Genomic DNA, 26,678 nt, shown 5'->3' with positions numbered 1-26,678 from the left:
TTACCCCGCCAGGACAAAGCGCCGTCCGTCATCTGTGTCTCATCGGCATCGGGGGGATGTTCGGCATATTCAGCCTGTTGAGCCGCTTCAAAGCTTCGGCGTGCCCCTGGCTTGCGGCCTTTCTGTACCAGTCTGCAGCGATGAAGATATTCTGTGGAAAGCCGTCGCCCCGCTCGTACATCATCCCGAGGTTCATCTGGGCATCGGCATTTCCCTGCTCGGCGGCGCTCCGAAACAGCTCGGCGGCCTTGCGGAAATCTCTTCTGACACCGAGGCCGTTCGCATACATGGCCCCGAGCCTGTAGCGGGCGATCGCAGATCCCTGATTCGCGGCCAGCTGATACAGCTCGCGGGCCTTTGCGAAATCTTGCGGAACCCCGTCTCCAAGCTCGTACATGAAACCGAGATTTGTCTGGCCCATGGGATTCCCCTCTTCCGCGGCGCCTCGAAAGAGCTCGAACGCCTTCGCGGTGTTCTTCGGGACACCGTTCCCATCTGCGTACAAGACGCCGAGTTTGACCCGACCACCCACGTTGCCCTGTGCCGCGGCTTGCTGATACAGGGTGAATGCCTTTGAATAATCCTGCGGCATGCCGTCCCCGAGTTCGTACATCTGGCCGAGATTCACCTGCCCGTCGGCATCTCCCTGGTCCGCTGCCTGCTGAAACAGGCGCGCGGCCTTGGCCAGGTCCTTGCCGACCCCGGTCCCGTTCGCATACAGAACGCCCAGCTTCGACAACGCATGAACCACCCCATTGTCTGCCGCCTGCTGGAACAGTTCGATCGCCCTGCCGAAATTCTGCGGCACGCCGTTTCCGGTTTCATACATCACACCAAGATTTTCGAGAGCGACGGCATGCCCTTTCGCCGCCGCCCGTTCCAAACATTCCTTCGCTTTCGCGGGATCCCCGGGTATTCCAAAGACTCCGCTATATAATACTCCCAGTTTTCCCCAGGCTTCCGGCAGGTCCTGGTCAGCGGCTTTCCGATACCATTCGAGGGCCTTGGACATATTGCGAGGCATTCCGTCGCCACGCTCACACATCAATCCCATGTTCATCTGGGCATACGGATGGCCTGCCAGCGCGGCACGTTGATATAACTCCGCGGCGGCGGCGAAGTCCTGTTTTACGCCTTCCCCATATACATACATGCCGCCAAGACTGACCTGAGCATCTCTTTCGCCCTGTTGAGACGCCTTCTCATACCATTCGGCTGCGCTGGAGAAATTCTTCGCGACTCCGAATCCGTCGTGATAGCAGTTTCCAAGCCGATACTGTGCCCTGGCCAGGCCCTGAGCCGCAGCTTTCCGGTACCATTCGAAAGCCCTGGCGGGATTCCTTGCCACCCCATCGCCATTTTCATACCTGTTCCCAAGTTGTTCCTGAGCTCGGGCGTCCCCCCGTTCAGCCGCTTTTTCCAGGGCGCTTATCGATCCTCCGGTCAGATCCTCCGTCGCAGGCTGTTCCCCCGCGGGATTTGCGGAAACAGGCTCTTCGGGCGGGCGCCGGGAAGGCGCGGTTCCGGGGACGAAACTGAACGAGTCGACCAGGCTCGTATGTTCCCACGGTTTCTGCATGTTCCCGGTGTCGCGCAGGACGCCCCGGCGCACGTTCCGGAACATGGATTCGATTTCCTGGCCGGGCACCGTCAACTGCTTCACCAGGTTCGCGAGATACGGGGAGTTCCCGCCCTGGCTGCCGTCCTGCGCGACGTCGCCAGGCGAGGTCGAGTAGGCGATGATCATCTGGTCGCCGGCCTCCATTTTCGCGAGGCCGCCGCTGATCGAGCGCGAACTCCTGACGATCGGATTGTTCCGGCACGCATCGAGGATGATGATGTTCACCCGCGCCCGGGCCGCCTGCATCGCGTCGATGACCCGGCGCGCCTCGAAGCACTCGTAGGAAATCTGGGACTCGGTCGAGGCCTCGGCATCGACGGGAACCAGGAAATTCTCGCCCTTGATCTGCAACCCGTGGCCAGAAAAGTAGAACAGGCCGGCGTCCTTGCCGGCGAGATTTTCCTCGAACGCCTTCAGGGCCTCGATCATCCCCTTTCGTGACTGGTTCTCGAGCAGCTGCACGTCAAACCCACACGATTTCAGGGTCGCAGCCAGCAGCCGCACATCGTTCAGCGGATTCGCCAGCGGCGCAAAGCGATACGCCGCGTTCCCGATCAGCAATGCGACGCGACGCATCTGCCCCGTTTGGGCGAGGTCCGGTTGCGACGAGGCGGATGGCGTGACCCACCGGCGCGTTGGTTTCGAAGCTGCCGCGGGTTGTTTCGCGAACGCGCCGTCGACGGCGAGCAGGACGCAGAAAGCAGTCAGAAGAATTCCTGCCAGGATGGAACGGTTCATCGTCATTTCGCCTCGAGAGCGACTTCGACGCGGCGATTCTTCTGGTGATCAGCCTCGGTGCGGGCATCCGGCACGACGGGCCGTTCGAAGCCGAATCCGTTCGTCCGGAAGCGGCCCGCGGGGAAGCCGGTGGCTTTCATCAGGCGCCGCTTCACCGATTCGGCCCTGCGCCTCGACAGCCTCAGGTTGTATTCCGGATCGCCCCGGGAATCGCAGTGGCCGTTGATGACGATGATGCCCAGCGCAAGCGTCTTCACCGCCTCTTCCAGCGCGGCCATCTGCAGTTCCGCTTCCGTCGAGATTCCGTCGCTGTCGTATTCGAAGGGAATCGGCAGATCGACGCCGTCAGACCGAGGAACGACCCCCGTGCCGCGCTTCAACTGCAGGCCGGCGGCGATCTGATCCCGGTCTTTGAACAGGAACTCGCCGTCGGAGGTGAAATATTGGGGCATATTTTTTTTCAGCGTCGCGATCCGGCTCTTCGTCTCGGGATCGCCGGGACTGTGAACAAGCCCTTTCCGGTAGTATTCCCAGGCGGTTCCGTACCGTCTTCCTTCATAGGCGACATCGCCGAGGCCGAACAGCGCCTGTGCGGCTGCCGGAGCGTCGCCCGCCGCTTCCGCGATCTCGAGCGCGGCCTGGAACAGGCGGACGGCGTCATCGGTTTTTCCCTTCTTCTGATAGGCCGTCGCCAGATTGATCGCGGCAACCGCATAGGTCTCATCCGCCTCCCAGGCTTGCGTGAAACACCGGATTTTCGCATCGACATCCGCCGCCCGCAGACCCTGTTCGACGAACGAGATCGCCATTGTGCGATCGGCGCTCACAGGAGTCGATGCAATACTTATCAATATACATACGACCATCGGTCGCACGAAACGGCACGACATGGCTCCTCCCCGGCTCTCCGTTCCCTGCGCGGATCACCCCGACTGCGACCTTCGTCATCTTCGGGCCGAAGGCGGTACGGCGCAAAGGACGTGTGGTGTTTTCCTCTCGAACGAATGCGTCTGTGTACGATCAGGGTAACAAACCCGGAAAATCGTGACAAGAGCACCGAGGGGGCGAATTTCTGGTAGACTCTTCGCAAGAACAGAGATTTCGGGAGTGAGACGATGAGAGATTTCCGCCTTCCTGCGCTTGCGAGGATCTGCGCATTCATTGCTCTTTTTCTGAGCCTTTCGGGCATCGCCCAGGGTGCCCGTCTCAAGGCTCTTCTCGTGGGCATCAACGCGTATCCGTCATCCCGAGACCGTCTCGAGGGCTGCGTGAACGACTGCCTATTCCTGAAAAAAATCCTCATCGGCAGGTATGGATTCCGGGATGCGGACATCGTCACCCTCCTCGATGCCGAAGCGACGGGAAGAAAGATTCTCGAAACATTCGCAGTGCATCTGGCGAAAGGCACGGATCCAGGAGACACGGTTCTGTTCTATTTCTGCGGGCACGGATTCCGTGTCGCGGACCGTGACGGCGACGAACCGGACGGGCAGGACGAGAGCATCGCCCCCTGGGATTACGAGCGAAACGGGCTCCTGACAGACGATCTCCTCGACCGGTATTTCGCCACGCTCCAGGGGCGGAAATTCTTCTGCGTCATCGACTCCTGCTTTTCCGGATCGGCAAACCGCAGTCTGAGCTTTTCGGATCAACCCGCCGGGCTGACCAGGGTGCTGAAAGCGCCGGTCCTGCCCCCGTCCTCCGCGGAGAATGCGTTGCAACCACAGGCTTTCGGGCTGGAGCCGCCGGCGGGGAAAGGACCCTGGCCGGGACACGTCTTTTTCGGAGCGGCACGCGATTTCGAGCCCTGCGCGGAATGCCTCGACGTCGAGGAGGCTCCGGCGGGAGTTCCCTCCGGGCTGTTTTCGGCCATGCTGCGCTCAGGTCTGAAAGGACCCGCCGACGCCGACACGAACGGCATCATTACATATCGAGAACTCTATTTTTACGCCAAAAACCGCCTGAACGCGGCCGGGTTCAAGCAGATTCCACAATGTTCTCCGGCCCCGGAGGACGGCACGTCGACGATCCTGGACACTCCCGTTCCGGGCTCGAAGCGCGCCCCCGAAGGGAAGCCGCCTGTCGTGCGGGGAACGACGGTTTCATACGCGCGCATCTGCAAGCCGTATGACCGGGCGAAGCTGAATCTCTTTCTCGCCGGGGGGCAGTCCGCCCTGCTCGCGGGCGAACTCTCACGTCTCGATTTTCTCAATTTCGTGGGGCCCGATTCGACGCGTGATCTGATCGGTCTTGTCGACCGTTCCAGGCGCGGTCAGCGAGTGATCTTCGCCGATTCCGCCGGTCTGGAAGTGTTGAAGGCGGACGCGCAAACCGTCGAGCAGCTTGCAAGCGAACTTGGCAAGCCTCTCAAGGCCGCTCTGCTTCAGAAAAGCCTGTTCGACCTGTCGGTTCCGGAAACCCCCTTCCAGGTCAATCTTCGCACCAAGGGCGGCAAAACGACCTTCAGGAACCGGGAAAAGCTTGTCTACTCCTTCGCGGTTTCGCATGACTGCTATATTTTTATCGTCGGCATCTCCCCGGACGGCTCGGTCAACATGCTGTTCCCCAATCCCTATTCGGGCGGGAACCATGTCACGGCCGGCACCTACGACCTGCCTGGGCCGTCAGACTCTTTCGATTTTCAGGCCCAGCCCCCTTTTGGGCGCGACGTGATCAAGGCGATCGCCGTCCGAACCGAGGCTGACGCGCGCAGAATCGGACTTCCCGTCAAGCCGGGTGCGTTCGTTTCGGAAACGGCGCGGTCGCGGGAACTTATCGCCAGTCTTTCCGGCGAGATCGTCGGGATCGGCCGCGGCAACTCCGGCGACCACCCCGGAGGCATCGCCGTCGCCGACCTCAGCTACCTCACCATCCCCTGACGTCCGTTTCCTCGCCGCGTTGCGAAAGAGGCCGGGATATACTACCTTGGAAAAAACCCATCATCAGAGGATCAGGCCATGAAATCACTGGTTCGCGAGTTTTCACCGGGCGCGTTGATATTCAGGGAGGGCGAGGTCGGCAATACCGCGTATCTGCTGACCGAAGGTCAGGTCGAGATTTCGGTTCAGCAGGGCGAAAAGAAGTCGATCCTGGCCATCCTGAAGCCGGTGACCGTGTTCGGCGAGATGGCGCTTCTATCGAAGGACCAGAAGCGAACGGCTTCGGCGACGGCCGTCGGTGCGACCAGGGTCGCCGAGATCGGGCGCAAAGATTTCGAGGATTTCATGGAGCAGTCTCCGAAGCTCGTCAACGCCGTTCTCACGAACCTGGTCGAGCGGCTGAAGAAGACCTCCGACCTGGTCAGCCGAACGCCCGATCTCTTCGTCGGGGTCGCCGAGATTCTGCACCTTCTGATGCAGCACTCTGTGAGGGGCGTCAAATACATGCCCAGCATCGCGATGATGCGGCTTCCGGACGTGGTCAAATCCTGTGCCGAAGCGTTCGTGGTTCCTCAGGATGAGATCAGGAAGATACTCAAACAGATGGAAACCCTTGCGCTGATCGAGTTCAAGATCGAAAACGACCAGCACTACATCGATATCCTGCCCAAGACGGATTTCCTGGAGCGTTGCCGCAAGATCAGCGAGACATTCCTGCAGATCGCCGCATCTCATCGATAAGGCTTTTCCCAGGCCAGGAACGGCATGAGCCAGCAGATTGCCTACGCCTTGTTTTCGGACCTGCGTTCGCCGGATCCGGCAATCCGGTTCGCCGTTCTGACGCGCATCGAAAGCATCTCCTGGACGGACGAACTGAAAGTGGCCTTCTCGGTTCTGGCAGAAGCCGAGTCCGACCCGGCAACCAGGCTCCACATGCATCTGATCCTGGCCCGCGTCTCTCCAGACCGCGCGAAAAGGATTCCTCCTGACCGCATCCAGGCTGAACTCGAGCGGCTTGCCGGGGATCCCGGCCAGGATCCGATCCGGTTCGTCCTGCTGCTGGAAAGCCTGCCGCGGGAACAGGGCCCGGCCACCGTTTTCACATTGAAGGATCACCATTGGGAAACCTATCCCGTCGAGGTTCTTCCCTTCGTGCTGCGATTTCTGCGCACATTTGGCACTCCCGACCTGGTGAAGGACATCGAGGATCTCTGCCGCCATCCCAATCCGCGCGTTCTGGCGGCGGCCGTCGAGACACTCGAGCGTCTGGCTCCTGAAAACCTGCAAAGCCTGATCGTTCCATTGCTCACCAATCCCAATTACGAGATCCGGTCGCGCGCGATCAAGGTCCTGTACAAATGGGATCCCGAAGAGGCACTCCGCCACTTCGAAGGCATGCTGTTCTCGGATGATCCGCAGGATCGGCACGCGGCCATGTTCCATGCCTATTTTTTCCCCTTCGATCGCATCGAGCCGCTGCTGCTGAGGTTTCTCGGGGCCGAAGATGACCCGACGCTGCTGACGCGGGCGGGGTATCTCTTCCAGGTGAACCCGACGTCCGACCCGCCCATCGCCCTTCTCGAGGTCATGGAAGGCTGTCTGGGCGACAAGCGGCAGATCATCGGAAGTATTCTGAAAGGCGTTCTGGAAGCCCAGGGCAAGTTCCTCCAGGCAAATCCGCAGGATCTTCTCGAGCAGCTCAAGACGAACTATCGCGCCAAGAAGGCCCGGGAGCTGATCGAGCAATGCCGCCTGAAGTGGCCCTCCGCTGACAACGCCCGGCGGGAAGACATTCTCGGCCGTCTCCGCGATCTTCACCGGAAGGGCTACGAGGAAGCGGCCGCCCTGTTGAAAACCCTGACCGACCAGGCGGCGCCGCCCTCCCCGCCCCACGCTCCGGAACCAGACCTTGCGAAAATCCCTCTTTCCGCTCTCGCCCCGGAACGCCGCCAGGAGCTGTTCAAAGCCTCACCCGACCTCGTCGTTACGAGACTTTCGGAAATCGAGAGCGCCTGGAACTCCCTGACCGCGCCGGAGAAAGTGCTTGTCCTGCGAGAACTGGTTTCCCGGATCGATGGCAAGCACCTGCTCCCAGCGCCGGGCCGCTTCCGCCGCCTGCCCGTTCTTGGAATGCAGAAGAGCAAGCAGGTTCAGCAAGCCGACGTCTCGCGGCGCGGCTTCCAGAGACGGCTGAAGCAGACTGATGCCGAGCTCGTATCGTTTCATTTTGCCGCAGAGGGCAGCCGCGGCTATTGCCAGCTCGCGATTCGCCCCTCGATCGAGCGCACGCTGGTAGACTGCGAGCGCCTCGGCGGCCTTCCCGGCCTTCTCGAGACGTCGGCCTTCCTCGAGCCCGCTGGAATCAGCGGCCAAAAGGACGCCGGCCCAGACCGAAATGGCCAAGACAGCCGGGAGGAGAAGGATCCGTCTCATGACTCTGCCTCCACCGCTGGGGCTGATATCGCACAATCAAGAACCCCAGGCTTTGATGCTTTTCTTTCAGGATATCAGATAGAACGCCGGGATTCACGCCGTCGCGAGGAGGGCGTCGAGTTTCCTGATCTGTTCAGGGAGGTTGAAACGTCTGTCGTTGGAAACCTGGGAGTCGAGAATCATGACCGTGATGGTTCCGCCGGACCCAGGCGTTCCGTGCACGGCAACTCTGGCGGGGAGGTCCAGAAGGGTCACGTCCCCAGGCTGCTGGAGGTCGGGAACGCCCTCGATCTCGAAGATGGTGTTCTTCAGGGACGCCTGGTTCTCGCGGGGGACCGTCTCCAGACGGATTCCGAGATGCTCCATGATCTTCAGCAGGTGCTGCTTGTCGCGGTAGGAGAGCCGGGCCTCGTAGCGGTCTTCTTCCATGGAAAGGTGAGACGTGCCGCCGGGTTGATCGGCGGCGATGATGTGTCTGAAAAAGGCTTTCTTCGCTTTCACGGGCGCCGCGGCCGCCTGCGGCGAGAACCGGCTGATGAAATCCCGGATATGTGCCGACGAGCGCAGGGCATCGAGAATCTTCGCCTCGTCGTACGAACGTTCGTGGCCGAGCGGCGTGGCTTCACTTCCCTCATACAACAGGGACAAGATAGCAGGGAACGCTTCCGCCAGCCGCTCGAAATCGCTCATCTCCACGAAGAGCCCGGAACCCTCGGCGACGATCAGGCGAAAGACCGGTATCTCCTGCGAAGAAAACGCGCGTTCCATCTTCGTCTGGACGGCTTCGAGCCTCTTCCTCCGCTTGTTCGATGTCGCCAACTTCTGCAACTCGGGCCAGAGAACGATCCCGTCATGCGATGCGGTCATATATAATTAACGCTTTGTTATTCCCGGGCCGGCGTCATGAAAAGAGTTCGATGCCGCGGTCGAGGAACCTGAGCTTTTCGCGAAGCTGTTCCACGACCTCGGGGTCGGCGTTTTCGTCGGCTTCGACCTGGTCGAGCGTCGCCTTCAGCCGGTCGCGGCTGCGGATCATGGCCTTGAGAAGGGCGCCGTCGGCCTTGATTTTCACGGGCTTCACGACCTTCTTCCGGGCGAACGACACGACCTTGCACACGTCGTTCGGGTTGTCAGGCGGAACAACAACCAGATCGACCTCCTGGCCTTCCCGCGGGTCGGCCAGGTCCTTCTCGGAAATATACAGTTCGCGGGAACCGTCGTCCGGCACGATGGCCGCCACGCCTCCGGTAATGCGATCGATCACCCCGGTCAACTTGAAAAGTTTCATGGATTCCCCCCCATGAGTCGTTTTCTTCAAGATACTCCGACCAGCCATGAAATGTCATTCCCCACGGGTTCTGCGTTTGCCCTCCCCGCATCGGCATTCCTCCCTCCCGGCTGCCGGCACGTTCTGTTCGCGCAACGGGCATGGTATAATCCTTGCTGTAAAATCCGAAGAACTCCAAAGGGCATCTGCTCCGCCTGGCATCCTATCGAATCGAGGGCATGAATGATGAATCGCACGGACAAATTGTTCTATGCGGGAGCAACGATCCCCCTCTTCATGCTGGCATTCAATTTCCTCGCCGGCCTTCTGGGAAAGACCGACGACTGGTGTTACACCAATGTGGGACTGTCACCTCAGTCCCTGCTTCTGCTGACGGCCGTGTTCATCGCGTTCCTGCCGCGTCTGGGACGTTTTTGCATCATCATGCTGAAAAGGTTCTATTCCGAGAGCTATCTCCTGATCAAGGCGATTGCCGTCGTCTTCTTCCTCGCCTGCCTCGTTGCGGCCTCCATCCCGAATTTCCGGAAAGCGCGCGAAGGGGGATTCGCCGTCGGCGGCGCCAAGGATATCAACACGTTCCGACAAAACGTGTCCTACGGGAATCTGCCGAACGAAACCGACATCACGTATGAAGGTCTGTTCTACGACTATTCCTTCAATACCCTCGAGGGCTCCCAGGCATCCGCGACCTCGGAATCGGCCGCCAGCGGCACGCCCGAGGGCCTTTTCAAGCCGTCCTGCTCCTGGGCCGTGCTCAGGAATCCGCTGACGGAAAGTCTCGACAGCTTCGTCTCGGTCGGCCTGCGCGCGAATCTCGACACTTCGAGCATCAAGCGGAAAAAACTGAACCTCGTCGTGGTGCTCGACATCAGCGGCTCGATGAGCTCCGGATTCCATTCCTACTACTACGACCAGTCGCTTCCCGAAAACGAGCGGAACCGCATCATGGAAGATCCGGATCGGAACGCCACCAAGATGCAGATTGCCGCGAAGTCGCTCGTCGAGATGCTCGGACACCTGAAGGACGACGACCGCTTCGGCATGGTCCTGTTCAACAGCGGAAGCTTCGTCGCGAAGCCCCTCCGCGCGGTCGGGCAGACCAACATGCCGGCCATCAAGCGCCATATCCTTGATATCGTGCCGTGGGGTGGTACTTTCATGGAAGCCGGGATGCGCCTGGGCCGCAGCCTGCTGGCGGGGGTCGAAAACGCCGATCCCGAGCAGTATGAGAATCGTATCATCTTCCTGACCGACGCCATGCCCAATATCGGCATGATCAGCCGCGACAGCCTGCTCGAGCTCGCACAGACGTATGCCGCCGAGCGGGTCTATACGACGTTCATCGGGGTCGGCATCGATTTCCAGACGGAGCTGGTCGAGCACATCACCAAAATCCGCGGCGCCAACTACTACGCCATTCACAGCCCGTGGGAATTCAAGAAGCGCCTCGCGAAAGAGTTTGATTACATGGTCACGCCGCTGCTGTTCAATCTTCGCGTAACCCTGCATTCCGACTCGTTCAGCATCGACGAGGTCTACGGCTCACCGGAGGCGGACCAGGCCACGGGCCTGCTGATGAAGGTGAACACGCTGTTTCCCGCCCCGCTCGAAGATGACTCGGTGAAGGGCGGCATCATCCTGCTCAAACTCAAGCGAACCAGCCCGGGCAGCGATCTTCGACTGACCGCTTCGTATGAGGATCGCTCCGGAAAGGTCTATCAGACGACCGTGTCGGCGCCGGCCCCGGCGGATGATGGGGAGTGGTGCGCCGCGCGGGACGTTCGCAAGGCCGTCGTCCTGACCCGTCTTGTCACCCTCATGAAAGACTGGATCCGCACCGAGCGCGGGCAGCTCGACGGGCGTCCAGAAAACGAGGCCCGTTCCCCAAATTATTGGGAACACACCTCGTCCACGCTGCGTGTTTCACCGCAAAAGCTCGGTGAGATGAAGCGATTCAAAGAGTATTTCGTCCAGCAGTCGCAATTGATCGGCGATCCGGCCCTCGATCGCGAGAAAGAACTCCTGGAACGGATCATAGATCAGGGGCAGTCAGCCGCCGACAAAACCAAACGGTAAGAGCAGCATCCGCTGATTGACCTGGCGCTTCGGGATGGATACCATTGCCGTATGAAGCCTTCCGCTGTATCCTTTCCCTTCGAACACACGCCGATCCGCTCGATCCCCTACGTCGTGCTCGATCTCGAGACGACCGGTTTCGCGCCGCCCATGGCCCAGGTGACGGAAGTCGCGATGATCTCGATCACGGGAGACGCCGAGGAGCGGTTCGAGACGCTGGTCGACCCGGGGGTGCCGATTCCCCAGAAAATCATCGAACTGACCGGCATCACCAACGAGATGGTCCGCGGCAAGCCCACCATGCGGGAAGTCGTGCCGATCATCGCCGGAATCCTCCAGGGAAGCGTGTTCGTCGCGCACAACGCCCCGTTCGACTGGGCGTTCATCAGTCACGCCTGGCGCGAGTATTACCAGGTGCCGCTCCAGATGCCGTCGCTGTGCACCCTTCGCCTGTCGCGCCAGTTTCTCGGGCTCGCGACGAACAAGCTCGGCATCGTCGCCCAGCATTTCGGCGTGAAGCTGAACGACGCGCACCGCGCCATGGGTGACACGCTCGCCCTGAAAGGCGTCCTGAAAGAGTTTCTGACGCTCCTCGAGCGGAAAGGCATGCAGACGGGAGGCGATCTGCTCCGCGCCGGGCTGATCTTCCCGACGACGCCGCCTGCTCGCTGAGTCGGGCCCCGCTCCGACGCCCGATGAACGTCAATCCGTTCCCGCGTCATGCCTGGCTTCTCGCCGTGTCGTTTCTGACGCACCCAGAGGGGCAACCTTGTCCGCCATGGCCGGAACTCGGCTCCAAGTGGCCGTTCATGCTGCATCTCGCTACTGGCACGAGGATTGCTCAACACCAGTGTGCCCCGCATTCGAAGCGATCGATCGGTACCCCGCAGACGCCTCTTCATATTGAACTTATTCCGACCTCACATTATTCGTTCTCCGTCTCGCGGGTGGCGGCCTGATCGCAGACTTCGACGGCGGGAGAGACACCAGGAGGAAAGGCCATGATACGCACGATATCGCTCTTGATGATGCTGGTCACGCTTGCGTTCACAACGGTTCCCGCCACGGCGCTGCACCTGTATGGCCCGCAGGGTCAGCTTCCCATGCTCGAACAGCGCGTCAAGGTGACGATCGACAACCAGGTCGCCGTCACGAAGCTGGAGCAGAGCTTCATCAACACATCCGACGTCACCCAGGAGACGAGCTACCGGTTTCCGCTGAACGAGAAGGCGTCGGTGCAGGAGTTCGGCCTGACCGGCCCGAACGGCATCCGGCAAGTCGGCGCCATCGAGGAGAAACAGGACGCCCAGCAGATCTACCAGAACGCCCAGAGCACCGGCATGATGCCGGCAATGGCGCAGCAGGCCGATCCGAACAGTTTCGAGACGAAGGTCGGCGCCGTCCCCGCCGGCGGCAGGGCGAAGATCGACCTGACCTACAGCGAGGTGCTCGACTACTCGAACGGTATCATCACGTATAATATACCTATGAATATTTCCAGAATCCAGCAGCAGAACCTCGACCTGGTTTCGGTCGTGATCGACATCCGCGACCAGAAGAAGATCGTCGGCGTCAAGACCCCCTCGCACCCGGCCCAGGCACGGCGCATCGACGACAATCACTGGCAGGTGACGTTCGAGCGTTCGAAAGAGCTGCCGGCGGCCGATTTCCAGATACAGTACGAAGTCACGGCCCAGCGGATGGGCTTCAACTTCCTTTCGACCCAGCCCGACAAGGGCGACAAGGGCTTCTTCATGATGATGCTCGCCCCGCAGGAAGTCGTCGACGCCGGCGACATCGTCGCCCGCGACATCGTGTTCGTGCTCGACGTGTCGGGCAGCATGAGCGGCTACAAGATCAAGCAGACGAAGGCCGCCTACAACTTTTTCATCGACCACCTGAACGCCGACGACCGGTTCAGCGTGATCTCCTTCTCGGATACGACAAGCGTCTGGAAAGACACGCTCGTCAGCGCCGACCCGTCGAACAGGGCTGACGCCAAGCGGTTCGTGTCCGACCTCGACACAACGGGCGGAACGAACATCGATGAGGCCCTGAGATCCGCCGTGAGCTTGTTCGGCACGACCAAGTCCACGAAGGCCATTGTCTTCCTGACCGATGGCGAGCCCACGGTCGGCATCACCAATCTCAACGCCATCGCCGCGAACATGAAGGACCGGAATACCGCCGGCATACGCACCTTCGCGCTCGGCGTGGGTGATAACGTCTCCACGCAACTTCTCGACCAACTCGCCCTCGAGAATCGCGGCGAGGCGCTCTACGTGCACGAAAACGACACTCTCGAAGCGAAGCTGACGGGGTTCTACGAGACGATCAGCAAGCCCCTGCTCGTGGACCTCGGCATCGACTGGGGCGGTATCAAGGTGTCGGAGCTGTATCCCAAGACGATTCCGAACATCTACAAGGGCTCCCAGGTCGTGATCGTCGGCCGGTATGAGGGAGACGGCATCGCGAGCCTGACGCTGAAGGGCACGCTCAACGGCTCCCTGCAGAGCTATCCCGTTTCCGCCGAGTTCGTGAAAGAGAGCGATGCCAATAAATTCGTCGCCCGCGTCTGGGCGAAGACCAAGGCCGACGATCTCATCAGGGAGATGCGCGCCTACGGCGAAAATCCCGAGAAGAAGGCCGAAGTGATCCGCCTCAGCAAGACCTACCAGTTCACCACCAGCTACACCTCGTTCGTCTCCGTCTCCCCCGAACAGGTCGCCGCCGCGAAACCCGCGCACCAGCCCTGGCAGCAACAGCAGGCGAACGCCTGGAACCGCCAGTCCCGCGTCACGCCGTCCCAGGCGCCTGCCCCGGTCTCGATGCCCAGCTACGCCGCGACGCCGGTCATGCCTCCCCATGCAAATCAGGCCCGGCCTCCCGTCACGGTCGTCTCGCGCCAGGAAGCCAAGCCGATCGGCACATGGGGCGTCTCTGGCTTCTTCCCGGCCGCGGTGCTCGTCCCCAACTTCCGGAAAGCCCGCGAGCAGAGCCGCGAAAAGGCGTGCTACGCAAACATGCGCGTCATTCTCGGCGCCGTCGAGATGTATAACATGGACCACGACCCGATGCTTTGCATGGTCGATGACCAGGTCATCGACGGTCTCCAGCAGAGTAACTATCTGAAGGGCGGCATCAACAGGCCGGAAGCCGGCTGCGCTTACCTGAGTTCCGGCGACCTGACGGGCGGCGGCGTCATCTACTGCGCCATCCACGGAACCGTCGAACCCTCGAACCTGGGAAACATCAACATCAATTACCAGGACGGGACTCCCTGGGAAACGAAACTGTGGAACAATGTCCTGCAGCCCATCGTCAGCCTCGCCATCAACATTCCGATCTTCCTCATCGGCCTGTGGCTCACCTGGAAGATCATCACCCTCCCGTTCGTGTTCCTGAAACTCCTCATCTGGGGCCCCGACGCGGAAGAACCGGCCACGGAACCGGCCTCCAGCATCCCGGTCAGTCGCACGGGGCCGGTGAACGCCGAACCACTTGATTATGACGCCGTTTCCAGCCATGATGAAAACGCTGGGGAAACCCCCTGGGAATTGTCTGAAATCGAAGACCGTGATCCCGACGAGGGAAAGAAGAAGGAATGACCTTCTCCTGACGGCCGCCATCGGAGGTTCGCATGCCACAGAATGACCGACACCCATCCCGGACACCAACCAGGAACGCCGGGACAACCGCCACGCCCACGTCCGCTCCGATTGCGGCCGTTCATCCCGCCCCGCGGTCTCCCGCGAAAACCGCGACGGTTCCGACCGTCGCGGTTTCGCCCATCCGCGAACATCGCAACGCCGTGGCCGGAACGCTCGTGTCGCTGGCGGGATTCCTGGTGAACCTTTATATAATATTCAAAATATATGGCGGCACCATCGACGACCCCGAGCGGAGTCTGGTGTTCATCGTCTTCCTGACGACGCTGCTCGTCTCGCTGCACCAGCGCGATCCCGGCTGGTTCTTCGGCGGCCTCGCGGTGTTCTACGTTCCCCTGATCGCTCTCAAGGCCGGAATCGCGATTCCGACGCTGGTTTCCGCCGGAGCGGCCTTCGTGGCGGCCGCCGCCATGGGCTGGATCCCGACCCACCGCCTGTTCACCGTCGCCGGCGCGGCGGGGCAGAACCTGGGCGCCGTCGTCGACCGGAGCAGGGTCGTGAAGCGCCTTCTCCAGGCCGCCGGCGGAAAATCCGGCGGGGAATCCCTCACCGACGCCGATCTTTCCGAGTTCACGAAAGTCGAAGCAGACGCGGCGCGGGTCCGGGGCTTTTTCAACGGCTCCGACCCCTCTCTCGAGAAGATGCTCGGCGGCACGGCCGAGCAGATCGACGGCCTCCTCGGCGACCATGCGCGCCTTCTGCTTCGCTCGGCCCACCTGTGTTCCGTCATCGCCCAGACCGACCTCCCCGGGCTCGAACGCGAGCGCGACGATCTCGAGAAGGAAGCCGCCTCCGCAACCGACGAGGTCGTGCGCGCCCAACTGAACGAGGCCGTCGAGATGAAGCGCCAGCGCATCGCCGAACTCGGCAAACTCGATGTCTGCCGCCAGCGGATCAAGGTCCAGCGGCTCCAGATCATCGAGACGATCCGGGGCACGTTCGACCGTCTCAACGCCCTGAAATTCTCCGACATCCAGACCCTCCAGTCGTCATCGGACGCGATCTACGCAGGAATCAAAAACGTGCGTCAGGACCTCGCCGCCCTCGAAAGCGGAATGCAGGAAGCCGAACTCTTCTCCAGAGGCGATCAGCAGCCCTGAGGCAGGATCCCCGGAATCGTTCCGCCCGTGGTATACTGGATGCCGCCATACTCTGACAGAGAGGGGATTTCCTACGGTGTCTGCGCCTTCCGCGGCGGGAAAACTACCGTGGTATCGCCGGCTGGCGGCTCGCGTCGTCCTGACGGCGATTCTGGCCGGCCTCGTTCCGATGCTGCTCGTCGGCGGGGCGCTCGTCTGGCGCCTCCATGACGAACTGGTCGAGCAGGCGATCAGGACGATGCAGACCCGAACGGCCGCCATCAGGAACGGCATCGAATCCGTCATCGGCGGCTACGAACGGCAAGCCGCCCTCCTGGCCCAGACCCCTGAAATCCAGCGGTTCGACAGAGCCGGCCAGATGGATTCCCTGTACCGGTTTCTCGACCTGAACCCGGTCCTGTACAGCATTTTCGTCTACGACGCGAGCGGCACCATCACGAACCTCGCGTTCCGGAACCGCGACCAGGCCCTCGACGAGCATTTCATCGGCAGGACGCTCGTCGGCGCGAAAAGCCCCTCGCTTCTCGCCGCCCAGGAAGCGTTTCTCACCGCCGTCCGGACGGGAAAAACCTCGTTCGCCGGGCAAATCGTCACCTCTTCGGGCGCCGATTCCCTCGTCATGCAGGTTCCGATCTTCGATTTCGCGACCCTGCGGCGCGTCATCGGCGTGCTCAGCTGCGCGATCAACCTCGACAGCCCCGAACTCATCGACATCTTCAAGAACTACCCCCTCGCGTCGGGCGACGTTCTTCTGCTCTGCGACCGCACCGGCAGACTCATCACGTCTCGCGGACAGCATCTTCCCGAAGGCCTGACCGGCATCGCCACTGGAGCAAGCCCGGCTTTTTCCGACGCCCCCGTCGACATCACCCTGGAGCTCGACGGCCGCCCCTATCTCGGGGTCGTCACCCCGATGAACGTGCTTCACGGCTATCTTCTCGCGGCCCGGCCGCGCGAAGAAGTGCTCGGACCCCTCAGGCACCTTCTGGGCGACCTTGCCGTCCTGCTCAGTCTCGGCCTCGTTCTGGCGGCCGGGTTCGGCGCCGCTCTGGCCTTCCCGCTCGCCGGCCATCTGAACCGGCTGTTCGTCGGCATCCGCGAGGTGGGCAACGGGGCCGTCACCCACCGGCTCCCGGTCGAAGGGAACGACGAGCTCGCGGAAACGTGTCAGGCATTCAACGACATGACCGCGACGCTCGAAAAGCACCGGCTCATGGATGAAATATGGCACCGCGAATGGAACGGGCCGGGAAACGGGACGAACACGCCGTGACCTCGCCGGCCCCCGCGCAGGCGGCTCACCCCGCGCCGCCCCCTTCCCGCTCGCGTCTGGTCTGGCTGCTCGCCGTGTTTTTCCTCGTCCAGAAGGGGACGAACAACGTCCTCTACCTGACCTGGCTCGCGGGACTGCTGAAGCATCTCGGCTCCGCGATGCTTCCCTGGGCCTACCTGGCCGGCAACGTCTCCTTCATCGCCCTGCAGTATTCGTTCGTTCGCCGCATGGCGGGCCGCGAAGGTCACTGGATGCTCTCGGCCCTCTCCCTGCCCGTCATCGGCTTTTCCGTCGTCACCGCCCTGGTGGCCGGCTCCGACGCAGGGCCGGTGCTTCTCGCCGGCGTGGTGGGGGGCATGGTCGTCGATCTTCTGACCAACCAGGCGTTCGCCGCCATGGCGAACCAGCTTCTCACCCTCCAGGAGGCGAAGCGCCGCCTGCCGGCCATCTACGGCGCCGGCAGCATAGGCTATATATTGAGTGGTATTATAATGAAGACAGTACTCGATTTCGCCGGAATCGAACCACTCGTCTGGCTGAACACGGCCGTCCTCTGCATCGGAGCGTTCGTCCTGCAGCAGATCGGGCGGCACGATCACGGCCGCCCCACCGCCGAACACCCCGCCGCCGGACATTCCGCTCCGGAAGCGGACGCGCCGCCCCCCGCCCCGTCGTTCCGCCAGCCGCTCGCCGCGCTGCTCCTGGTTTCCTCGGTCCTGATCGTCTTCAACCGGTTTCTGATCGATTACCTGTTCTCCGCCTCGGTGACCGCTCACTTCGGCGACGCGACCGCCATCGCGTCGTTCCTCGGCCTGTTCGGGGCCGCCGCCGACTTCACCGTCGTCATCCTCCAGATGACGGTGATGAACTGGGTCTTCGCCTCGATGCCGATCGGCCGCATCCTTCTCCTGACGCCGTTTCTTCTTACGGGACTGTGTCTCGCCGCCTCGGTTCACCCGGCTCTTCCCGTCGTCGCGGTCACCCAGTTCGTCGTCCTGCTCAACAGCAAGAATTTCACGGTTCCCGCGACGACCCTTCTGCTCGGCGCCTTCCCCGCAAACGCGCGCGGCAGCTACCGACGCGACATATCGACCGTCTCCTCGGCGGCGAGCATCGCCGCGTCCGTCGTCCTTCTGGTCGCCAGAGATCTCGTGCCGATCGGCGGCCTGTTCGTGCTCGCGGCTCTCTGTTACGGCGGCCTCCTTCTTGTACACCTCCGCCTGGATCACGGATATGCGGCGACCCTGCGGGAGACGCTCGCAGGCACGGGAGCCGCGCCCGACGACGAAACCCTTCGTTCGATCGGGTTCCTGCCTGAAGACGAACGCCTGCTCCGCCTCCGGGAACTCCTCGTCCACGACGACCCGCAGGTCCGCTTCGAAGCGGTCCAGGAAATCGAGCGCCTCCCGGACGATCCGCTCCGCCAGCTCGTGTTTCCACGCCTCTCCGGTGAAACGAACCCCCGCTGTCTGACGGCACTGGCGCGGCTTGCCGTCGACCGTTTCGGTCCCGAGGCCGTGTCACATACCGCGCGCCTCCTCCAGACGGTCGACGACCCGCGTCTCCAGGCCGACCTGCTCGAGGCTCTCGGCCGGACGAACGGGGGGCTTCCCGTCGAGGAACTCGCCGCCATGTATCTCGAACACGACCACCACCGGGTCCGCGGAAGCGCCGTTCTCGCCCTCCTCCGGCTCGCCCGCGACGCGAGCGGCATTGAAGCGGCGCTCGGAACGCTTTCCCGCATGGCCCGCGCACAGGAACCGCCGTCCAGAGCGGCCGCAGCAGCCGTCATGGGGGAAACCGCCCTGCCTCTCTTTCTCGATTCGATCGAAACGCTCGCGAACGACCCCGACCGCGACGTTGCCCTGATCGCCATCCGCTCGCTGGGCAGGCTTCCGACTTCGGGCGGACTCGCGGCGCTCGGCAGGCTGAGCGGTCACGCAGACCCGGCCCGGGCCGGTCTCGCGAAACGATTCATCGAAAATTCCTCGCGCGAGCGGCTTGCCCGCATACGCTCTCTCATGGACGGCCTCACCGCCGCCGAGCGGCAGAAACTGTCCCACACGATCCGCTCGATCGGCGCAACCGCCGGGCTCGACATCGTCGGCCGAATCCTTCGCCTCGACCAGCCCGAAGCGCGGGAAGGCCTCATGCGCCTGCTCGACCAGGCGTCTCCCGACACCCTCGAGATGTTGCGTGCCACGCTCATCGGCCGCGCACAGCCGGACGAGACGCCGTCCCTCGAGCCTGTCTGGAACTGGTGCCGCGTGCCGCAAGCCGACGAACTCCCCGGATGGGCAGCGGCGATTCCTTTGCTGAACCGCGTCATCACCTCCACCCAACCGGATACGCCCGGACGCAGAGCCGATCCGGGCGCTCTCACGCTCCTGCACCTGATTCTCCGAGAAGCCGAGCTGCTCGTTTGCATCCGAAGAGGCGACAAAGCCGGCTGGTCTCCTTCCGATGCCGAAACGGCGGTTTCCCGATGGAGCGATCGGGCATTGATGTGCTGCCGCATGGTTCTCCTGGCAACTCCGAGACCGGAAACGATCCTCTCAGCGTTCGACCGGCTTCGCAGTTCTGATCCGTTCACGAGCTCGGTCGCCCAGGAGCTTCTCGAGACGAATCTGCCCCACGAAATAAGCGAACCGCTCCTCCGGATCCATCTCCGCCTGAAAGAGCTCGGCGGAGTCCCGGGCCCGGCACTGGAGGGGCAGGCGGCTTCGCCCCTCTCTTGCGAAGAGGAATCCCTCCTTTTCGCCTATCTGCGACCGCAGGAGAACCCGACATGACTTCGCCTCCGATGAAGCTCCCCTTCCAATCGAAACTTCCGACGTTCAGCCGCTCCTGGCGATCGCGCCTCTGGCTGCTGATCGTACTGCTGGTCGCCGCGGCGGGATTTTTCGCCTCGAGCCCGAAGCGTCCTCTCGTTCCGGTGACCCTCCTCGTGAATCCCAACCCGCCTCTCGTGTTCGGCGTGATCCCGTTTCTCGGTCCCCGCGCCTTGAAGACCCGCATGGAACCCCTGCTCACGTATCTTTCGAGAAAACTCGGCCGCCCCGTCGAGCTGAACGTCGCTCCCGATTACGAGGCCCTCGCCCGGCTGATGGACGAGGAGCGCGTCTCGATCGCCTGGTTCTCGCACGCTTCATACGAGCATCTGGGGTTCGGCAAGCCGTGGAAGGTGATCTGCCGGCCAGTACAGAACGACAGCGTGGAGTATTTCGGGAAAATCATCGTCCGCGCCGACAGCCCGTTCCGGACGATCGGGGACCTTGAGGGCCGTACGTTCGCCTATGTCGAGCGCAACTCCGGGTCGGGCTTTTTTTTCCCGAACAAGCTTTTCACATCACTCAATATAGATCCGCTCCGGTTTTTCGGAAAGGTCGTTTTCACCCACAGCCACGTGACCAGCATCGAAGGCGTCGTCCGGGGGGTGTACGACGCGGCCGCCGTGTACACGATCACGCCCGACAGCGGCACCGCCTCCATGGCCGAACGGGTGCGGTATATCGCCACGACGGGCCCGATCCCCTACGATCCGCTCGTGGCGCGCGCCAACCTGCCGCCCCACCTGGCCGCATCGATTACCTCCGCCCTGCTCTCGATGCACCTCGACCCCTCCGCATCAGGGGAAGTCGCTCAACTCCACCAGTGGCGGGGACTCAACCGCTTCGCATCGGAAGAGGAAGTCCAGTCGCTTCTTTCAAGGCCCCCGGCGCCGGCCGGCGGCGCCTCCGGACCGCTCCTCCCCTCATCACCATCCTTCGCATCGGAGACACGGCATGACTGAACACCGACACGCATACGACTCGCTCGCCGAGATGCTCGCCCGCTGCGAAGAGGACCGAATCAGGGGCCGGCACGACGGATGGGGCCAGGCCTGCATCGCGATTGACCACCCGCAGGACCAGAAGAACATCGGAAGCGCGCTCCGGGCCGCAGGCTGTTACGGCGTCTGCCTCGTCGCCATCTGCGGAGCCCATTACAAGAAGGCGTCGACCGACGTCGGCCACCAGTATCGCCGAACCCCCCTCCTGGAAGTCGACGACCTGCGGATGACGGTGCCCTATCACTTCGTGCCGGTCGCCGTCGAACTGGTCGAAGGCGCGGTTCCCCTGCCCGAATACCGGCACCCCGAGCTCGCCTACTACGTGTTCGGCGGCGAGCACATGACGCTCGGGAAGCGCACCCTCTCCTGGTGCCGCGACACGATCTACATCCCGACGAGGGCGAGTCTGAATCTCGCCGCATGCATCAACGTCGTGCTGTACGACCGCCTGTGCAAGTGCGCGAACGGCGCTCAGCCGTGGCTTGCCCCGAAACCCGGGAAGGGAAAGGACGTTCCGCCGTCGACCTGAACCGGTCCGCGCCGCGTCAGTTCCCGAGCGCCTTCATCCGCTGCGGGAAGTCCGTGAAGATTCCGTCCACGCCAGCGCGTATCAGTGCCATCATCTCGACCGGGTCGTTCACCGTCCAGACGCAGACCTTCAGCCCCGCCTCGCGGGCGGCACGGATGACGTCTTCGCGCACGGCCCCGGTCCGATGCCAGGCGAGACTGCCGATGCCCACCACGTCGGAACCGGGATTGAAGCCATCGGCGCCGATCTGCCCCACGAGGTAGCCCGCGAGCGGAAACACGGGCTGATCGCACAGCGCCGCAATTTCAATATCAGGAGCTATTGTTTTTACGTGAGCCAGGAGTTCGTGATCGAACGACGAAAGAACCGTCGTGTCGGCGATACCGGCGGCGCGCACCTCGGCGATGACTTTTTCGGCGAGCTCATCGTAGAACATCGGAAAATTCTTCAACTCGACGTTCACCCGCACGCGCCTCGCGGCCGCGAACCCGAGCACCTGCCTCAGCGTCGGGATATGTACCCGGCCGCTTCCGAACCGCTTCAGGTCGGCGGCGGGAACGGCGCCGGCGGCGATCTGCCCGAACGGGTCCTTCTCGACGAACCAGCTTCCCGCGTCGAGCGTCAGCAGCTCCGCTGCCGTGAAATCCCCCACCCGCCACGGTTTCCGATCGGGGAACCACGTCGCGACATCGCTGCATCGTTCCAACGTGTCGTCATGCACCACGACCGGCACGCCGTCCCTGCTCAGATGCACGTCGAGTTCGATCATGTCGGCGCCGAACCGCTCGATGCCGATCCTGAACGCATCGAGCGTGTTTTCCGGCGCAACGCTCCTGGCTCCCCGATGGGCGATGCAAAGCACGGGCCGTTCCTGCGCCGTCTGGGCGAAACAGACGCCCGATAAGGCGATCGAAAGCAGGCACCCGGCAAGAAGACGAATCATCATCGTGGCCTCCCTGAACGTCGTTCGAACTTGGCCCAAGTATACTACTCCTCGTCTCACATAATGCGACAATCACTCGCATACTCGATACCGTTCGTGCTGAGCTTGTCGAAGCACGAATGCACTCGCCCTTCGACAAGCTCAGGGCGTACGGCTGTGCCATGTCGGTCTGGAGAAATTATATTTTACTCGTGATAGCTGTTGCCCGACATATGAGACGAGTAGTCTCGCATAAGGAATGCGACTCAAATCGATACCGTGTTACCTGAATCCTGCAGATGCAAATCGATGTTCCGTTCGCCCTGAGGCGTCGAAATGCGAGAGGGTTATGTCGAACGGGCGGTTATGTTCACACGAACTGCTATACAATAAATCATCGGATATACGCGCTGCCGAAGACGGCCGCGGTCATGGCCAGGCCGACGGCGTAATCCGCTGCGGACAGCCGATAGACGCGGTATTTCGTCCGGCGGCCGGTCAGGCGGTACCCGCGCGACTCCATGGCGACGGCGAGCATGTGCGCCCGGCGGATCGCCACCGTGAGGGTCGGCACGAGAAGCGGGAGAATGGCCACGACAGCCCCGCGCCAACCGACGTCGAACCGGGCGCCGCGAGCCCTCTGCGCAAGCCTGATCCGCTCGATCTCCTCGAGCATGACGGGAAGGAACCGCACGGCAACGACCATGACGAGGGCCGGCTCGCGCACGCTGACGCCCAACAGCGCCAGGGGCGTGAAGCAAGTCTCCCAGAAGGACATCAGTTCCGCCTGCGTCGATATCGCGACGTAGATCGTCGCGAACACGCAGACGCCACACAGCCGCAGGATGTTCTCGGCCGCCGTTGCGAGGGCATCCTCGCCACCGGTAGCAACGTTGAGCGCCCCCACGAGAAACACGAGGAACCAGATTCGGCGAAGATCCCTGAGTGCGTCACCAACCGGGGCGCCACCGACAAGGGCGATCAACAGCGGGCCGGTAAGCCAGAGCCACGTCAGGCCGATATTGCCTGGAACGACCGAGAGCATCAGGATGATTCCCAGCGCGACGCATCCCTTCACGATGGGATGGAGCCGATAGAGCCAGGTGTTTCCGGTTTCCGAAAGGACTGAGCTCGGTTCCTGTCGATCCGGAATCGACGCTTCCGGCTCGGTCGTATTCCCCTGCCGTGTCATTCCATCGCTTGTTTCCGATACGAGACCTGGCAGGGGAAAACGTCCCGGCGCCGAGCGCATCGCCTCGATGAACGCGGCTCCGCTCCCGAACCAGTCAGCCGCAGAGCCATGCAGGAACAGCACGGAAGCGGCGTCGGCAAGCAGTTCCTCAGGATCGTGGGTGACGCAGATCACGATCCGTTCGCGCGCGAGCCGGGCGATGATCCCGCTGACCCGGCGCCGCCCTGCGGCGTCCAGCCCTGCGAGAGGCTCGTCGAGCAGCAATAGGTCCGGGTTTGCGATCGTGCATGCCGCGAGGGCGACCCGGCGCATCTCCCCGCCGGATAGCTGCAGGGGCGACCTGTGCCAGAAGATGTCTGACGAGATCCCCCACTCCTCAAGCCACGCCCTGCCCACATCTGCGGCACGTGTCACCTCGACGCCTTTCTGGCGCAGGGCAAAACAGACCTCCTCGCCGACGGTTTCACAGAAAAACAGCCGTTCGGGGTTCTGAAACGCAAGCCCGATGCGCCCTTCCGGGCTCCACGCTGAATCGCCTCCCGCCGTGATTTTCCCTTCGAGCGGCCGAAGAAACCCCGCGAGAGTCATCAGCAACGTGGTTTTCCCGCTTCCGGACGGACCGACGACGAGGTTCACGCCGCCGGACGGAAACGTTCCGCCCAGTCCTTTCCGGACGACGTTCCGAGCGTATCCGATGGAAAGCCCGGCACAAGAGAGTCCGTCGAGTTTGTTTCCACCTCCGGAAGGAATCTCGGGCCGATCGGCGGGCGGCGCCGCCGCAATGTTTCCATCCCTCCGCCCCTCGCGAAAGATGAGAAAAGGGTCATCATCGGCCGGGGCGGCGTCTGCTGATATACTTGCAATAATATTATTTAGAGTATCGTTTGCAACGACCCTGCCTGCTGCGAGAACCATGACGCGGTCCGACCGTTCGATATCGGAACGGTGCTGAGATATGACGAGAAGGCCTATCCCCCTCTGCGACCTGATTTCATCGAGATGCCGCCAGAGCGATTCCCGGGCCCAGGGGTCCAGCTGTGAGGTCGGCTCGTCGAGGACGATGAAGCTGGGCCCGGAGGCGAGAACGGCCGCGAGAGCCGCCTTCTGACGCGTTCCGCCGGAAAGGGTATGCACTGGCTGGTCCAGATACGCGGTGAGACCGAGCCTCTCCGCTTCCGTCGTGATCCGCCGCTCGATCTCCCCCGGCTCGAGGCCGATGTTCTCGAGCCCGAACGCGATATCCTCACGGATCGTCGTACCGACGATTTGATGATCGGGGTCCTGGAAGAGCAGCCCCACCCGCGTCTTCTGCTCTTCCGTCTGGTCCCGCGTGTCGGTCCCGTCGACCGTGACGCTTCCGCTGAGCGGCAGCAGCAGTCCTTTCGCGAGGAGAGCGACCGTCGATTTGCCCGAGCCGTTGTTCCCCGCGAGCCCGACGCATTCTCCGGGGCGCAGACAAAACGAAACCTCCCCGACGATGATCGGGGAGGCTTGTTCGTCAGTTCCGTAACGGAAGCTGACCTGCTCGAAGCGGATCATTCAGAGGTCCGCCAGGAGGCCGGTCAGGCGTTCTCCCGCTTGGTGAACTCGATGATGCACATCTCGGCCGCGTCGCCGCGCCGGTAGCCGGTCTTGTAGATGCGGGTGTAACCGCCGTTCACGTCCTTGAACCGGGGGGCGATGCGCTTGACGAGCTTGCTCAGCAGACCTTCGAGACGAAGGATGCGGGGACCCTTGGCGCGGTCGCCTTCGGAAGCGAGATATTCGGTGATGATCTCAGGCTTCGGATTGGCCTTCGGATCGGCGAGGTATTTCTCGACCCTTTCGCGGGTCTCCTTGTTCAGGTTGGAGATGAACTTCTTGATCGCATCGCGACCGATCAGTTCCTTGTCGTGCCAGCTGTGGAAGAACTTGAGAAGCTCGGGGTTCTTCTCGGCGTTCTCGCCCTTCGCCATGGTCACGGCGCGCTCGATGACGCGCTTCATGTCCTTGGCCTTCTGCAGGGTGGTTTCAATGCGCTCGTATTTCACGAGCGAAGAGCAGAGCGAGCGCAGCAGCGCAGTTCGCTGATGGGACTCGCGCCCGAATTTGCGTCCGATTTTACTGTGTCTCATTCGTCGGTTCCTCCGCCGTTTTCGTCACCGGGAAGCTGAAGGTTGAACTGGGAGAGTTTCTCGCGAACTTCCTTCAGGGATTTCTTCCCGAAATTCTTGATCTCGAGAAGTTCGGTCGTCTTCTTCATGACCAGGTCGCCCAGCGTGTTGATGCCGGCCTTCTTCAGGCAGTTGCGGGACCTGACAGAGAACTCGAGATCCTTGATGAGTATGTCATGGTGCCCCTTCTGCGGGGTTTCCTTCTTCTGGGAAGAAACCATGACGAGGTCTTCCTTCTTGCCGGGCTTCTCGTCTTCGTCGCCCTGTTCCTCCTCGACCTCTTCCTCAAGTTCGATGTCGGTGAAGAGATCGATGTGGGCCTTCAGGAACTTGGCGGCGAGCTCGATGCACTCGGAGGGCTCCATGCTGCCGTTGGTCCAGACCTGAAGGGTCAGTTTGTCGAAGTTGATGTCCTGTCCAACGCGGGCGTCATCGACGTTATACATCACCTTCGTGACCGGCGAATACTGGGAATCGACCAGGATCAGGCCGATCGGCTGGTTGTTTTCCTTGTGCTGATCGGCCAGATGATAGCCGCGGCCGCGCTTGAAGGTGATATCCATACCAAGGGTTATATTTCCCGTGACATGGGCGATGTGGACGTCCTTGTCGATGATGGTCAGGTTGTCGTTCTCGGCGATGTCGGCCGCGGTGACCTGGCAGGGCCCCTTCACTTCGAGCCGCACGGTCAGCGGTTCATCCTGTTCCAGGTTCACGACGAGCTTCTTGAGGTTGAGAACGATCTCGGTGACATCCTCGACCACGCCCGGAATGCTGCAAAACTCGTGCAACACGCCGTCGATCTTGACGGAGGAGACGGCCGAGCCGGGCAGCGAAGCCAACAACACGCGCCGGAACGAGTTTCCGAGCGTCTGGCCGTATCCGCGCTCCAGGGGCTCGAGAACGAGCGTGCCGTGGTTCTCGTTGTCCGGATCGGTCGTGTACGTTACCTTGGGACGATTGATTTCGATCAC

The 26,678-nt window shown here is 62.1% G+C and carries 18 protein-coding genes; 11 read left to right on the top strand and 7 right to left on the bottom strand.

Annotated features, from left to right (window positions below; genetic code table 11):
* Nucleotides 1-28: 28 nt before the first annotated feature.
* Complete coding sequence (locus PLU72_10760; GenBank protein HOT28660.1) at nucleotides 29-2,359, bottom strand: caspase family protein; 2,331 nt, start codon at nucleotides 2,357-2,359, stop codon at nucleotides 29-31.
* 2 nt (nucleotides 2,360-2,361) lie between these two features.
* Complete coding sequence (locus PLU72_10755; protein HOT28659.1) at nucleotides 2,362-3,249, bottom strand: OmpA family protein; 888 nt, start codon at nucleotides 3,247-3,249, stop codon at nucleotides 2,362-2,364.
* Nucleotides 3,250-3,474: 225 nt separating this feature from the next.
* On the opposite strand from PLU72_10755, the gene PLU72_10750 reads away from it, so the two are divergent.
* From PLU72_10750 to PLU72_10740, 3 genes are all read left to right on the top strand, one after another.
* Nucleotides 3,475-5,238, top strand: a complete 1,764-nt coding sequence (locus PLU72_10750; GenBank protein ID HOT28658.1) for a caspase family protein — start codon at nucleotides 3,475-3,477, stop codon at nucleotides 5,236-5,238.
* Nucleotides 5,239-5,316: 78 nt separating this feature from the next.
* Nucleotides 5,317-5,979, top strand: a complete 663-nt coding sequence (locus tag PLU72_10745; protein HOT28657.1) for a cyclic nucleotide-binding domain-containing protein — start codon at nucleotides 5,317-5,319, stop codon at nucleotides 5,977-5,979.
* A 24-nt stretch (nucleotides 5,980-6,003) separates the two neighbouring features.
* Nucleotides 6,004-8,544 (top strand): HEAT repeat domain-containing protein, encoded by a 2,541-nt coding sequence (locus PLU72_10740; GenBank protein ID HOT28656.1) that lies wholly within the window; start codon nucleotides 6,004-6,006, stop codon nucleotides 8,542-8,544.
* A gap of 28 nt (nucleotides 8,545-8,572) precedes the next feature.
* Here PLU72_10740 and PLU72_10735 read toward each other — a convergent pair whose 3' ends face one another.
* Nucleotides 8,573-8,959 carry a hypothetical protein gene (locus PLU72_10735; GenBank protein ID HOT28655.1) on the bottom strand — a complete coding sequence of 129 codons (387 nt, stop codon included), beginning with the start codon at nucleotides 8,957-8,959 and terminating at the stop codon, nucleotides 8,573-8,575.
* Between the two features lie 222 nt (nucleotides 8,960-9,181).
* Here PLU72_10735 and PLU72_10730 point away from each other — a divergent pair, with 222 nt between their 5' ends.
* The 8 genes from PLU72_10730 to PLU72_10695 all read left to right on the top strand — a co-directional run bounded on the left by PLU72_10730 (nucleotide 9,182) and on the right by PLU72_10695 (nucleotide 21,437).
* Nucleotides 9,182-11,035, top strand: a complete 1,854-nt coding sequence (locus tag PLU72_10730) for a VWA domain-containing protein (GenBank protein ID HOT28654.1) — start codon at nucleotides 9,182-9,184, stop codon at nucleotides 11,033-11,035.
* Nucleotides 11,036-11,086: 51 nt separating this feature from the next.
* Nucleotides 11,087-11,707, top strand: coding sequence for a 3'-5' exonuclease (locus PLU72_10725; GenBank protein HOT28653.1), 621 nt, complete (start codon nucleotides 11,087-11,089; stop codon nucleotides 11,705-11,707).
* Between the two features lie 329 nt (nucleotides 11,708-12,036).
* Complete coding sequence (locus PLU72_10720) at nucleotides 12,037-14,643, top strand: VIT domain-containing protein (protein HOT28652.1); 2,607 nt, start codon at nucleotides 12,037-12,039, stop codon at nucleotides 14,641-14,643.
* 32 nt (nucleotides 14,644-14,675) lie between these two features.
* A complete protein-coding gene (locus tag PLU72_10715; protein HOT28651.1) occupies nucleotides 14,676-15,803 on the top strand; it encodes a hypothetical protein in 1,128 nt (375 codons plus the stop codon).
* 76 nt (nucleotides 15,804-15,879) lie between these two features.
* A complete protein-coding gene (locus PLU72_10710; GenBank protein HOT28650.1) occupies nucleotides 15,880-17,076 on the top strand; it encodes a cache domain-containing protein in 1,197 nt (398 codons plus the stop codon).
* Entirely contained in the window at nucleotides 17,028-19,868 is a 2,841-nt protein-coding gene (locus tag PLU72_10705; protein ID HOT28649.1) for a hypothetical protein, read from the top strand. The genes PLU72_10710 and PLU72_10705 overlap by 49 nt, the downstream gene beginning before the upstream one ends.
* The gene (locus PLU72_10700; GenBank protein HOT28648.1) at nucleotides 19,865-20,869 is read left to right on the top strand and encodes a phosphate/phosphite/phosphonate ABC transporter substrate-binding protein; all 1,005 of its coding nucleotides are present in this window, start codon (nucleotides 19,865-19,867) and stop codon (nucleotides 20,867-20,869) included. Before PLU72_10705 ends, PLU72_10700 begins: the two co-directional genes overlap by 4 nt.
* Nucleotides 20,862-21,437 (top strand): TrmH family RNA methyltransferase, encoded by a 576-nt coding sequence (locus tag PLU72_10695; protein HOT28647.1) that lies wholly within the window; start codon nucleotides 20,862-20,864, stop codon nucleotides 21,435-21,437. The genes PLU72_10700 and PLU72_10695 overlap by 8 nt, the downstream gene beginning before the upstream one ends.
* A gap of 16 nt (nucleotides 21,438-21,453) precedes the next feature.
* Here the strand turns inward: PLU72_10695 and PLU72_10690 are convergent, their stop codons facing one another.
* From PLU72_10690 to PLU72_10675, 4 genes are all read right to left on the bottom strand, one after another.
* Complete coding sequence (locus PLU72_10690) at nucleotides 21,454-22,383, bottom strand: glycerophosphodiester phosphodiesterase family protein (protein HOT28646.1); 930 nt, start codon at nucleotides 22,381-22,383, stop codon at nucleotides 21,454-21,456.
* A 370-nt stretch (nucleotides 22,384-22,753) separates the two neighbouring features.
* Nucleotides 22,754-25,090, bottom strand: a complete 2,337-nt coding sequence (locus tag PLU72_10685) for an ATP-binding cassette domain-containing protein (GenBank protein HOT28645.1) — start codon at nucleotides 25,088-25,090, stop codon at nucleotides 22,754-22,756.
* Nucleotides 25,091-25,113: 23 nt separating this feature from the next.
* A complete protein-coding gene (locus PLU72_10680; GenBank protein HOT28644.1) occupies nucleotides 25,114-25,665 on the bottom strand; it encodes a L17 family ribosomal protein in 552 nt (183 codons plus the stop codon).
* On the bottom strand, nucleotides 25,662-26,678 hold the full coding sequence (locus PLU72_10675) for a DNA-directed RNA polymerase subunit alpha (GenBank protein ID HOT28643.1): 1,017 nt from the start codon (nucleotides 26,676-26,678) through the stop codon (nucleotides 25,662-25,664). Before PLU72_10675 ends, PLU72_10680 begins: the two co-directional genes overlap by 4 nt.

It is taken from the genome of Candidatus Ozemobacteraceae bacterium (assembly GCA_035373905.1).
Lineage (GTDB): Bacteria > Muiribacteriota > Ozemobacteria > Ozemobacterales > Ozemobacteraceae > MWAR01.
This window is presented reverse-complemented; position numbering and strand designations above follow the sequence as displayed.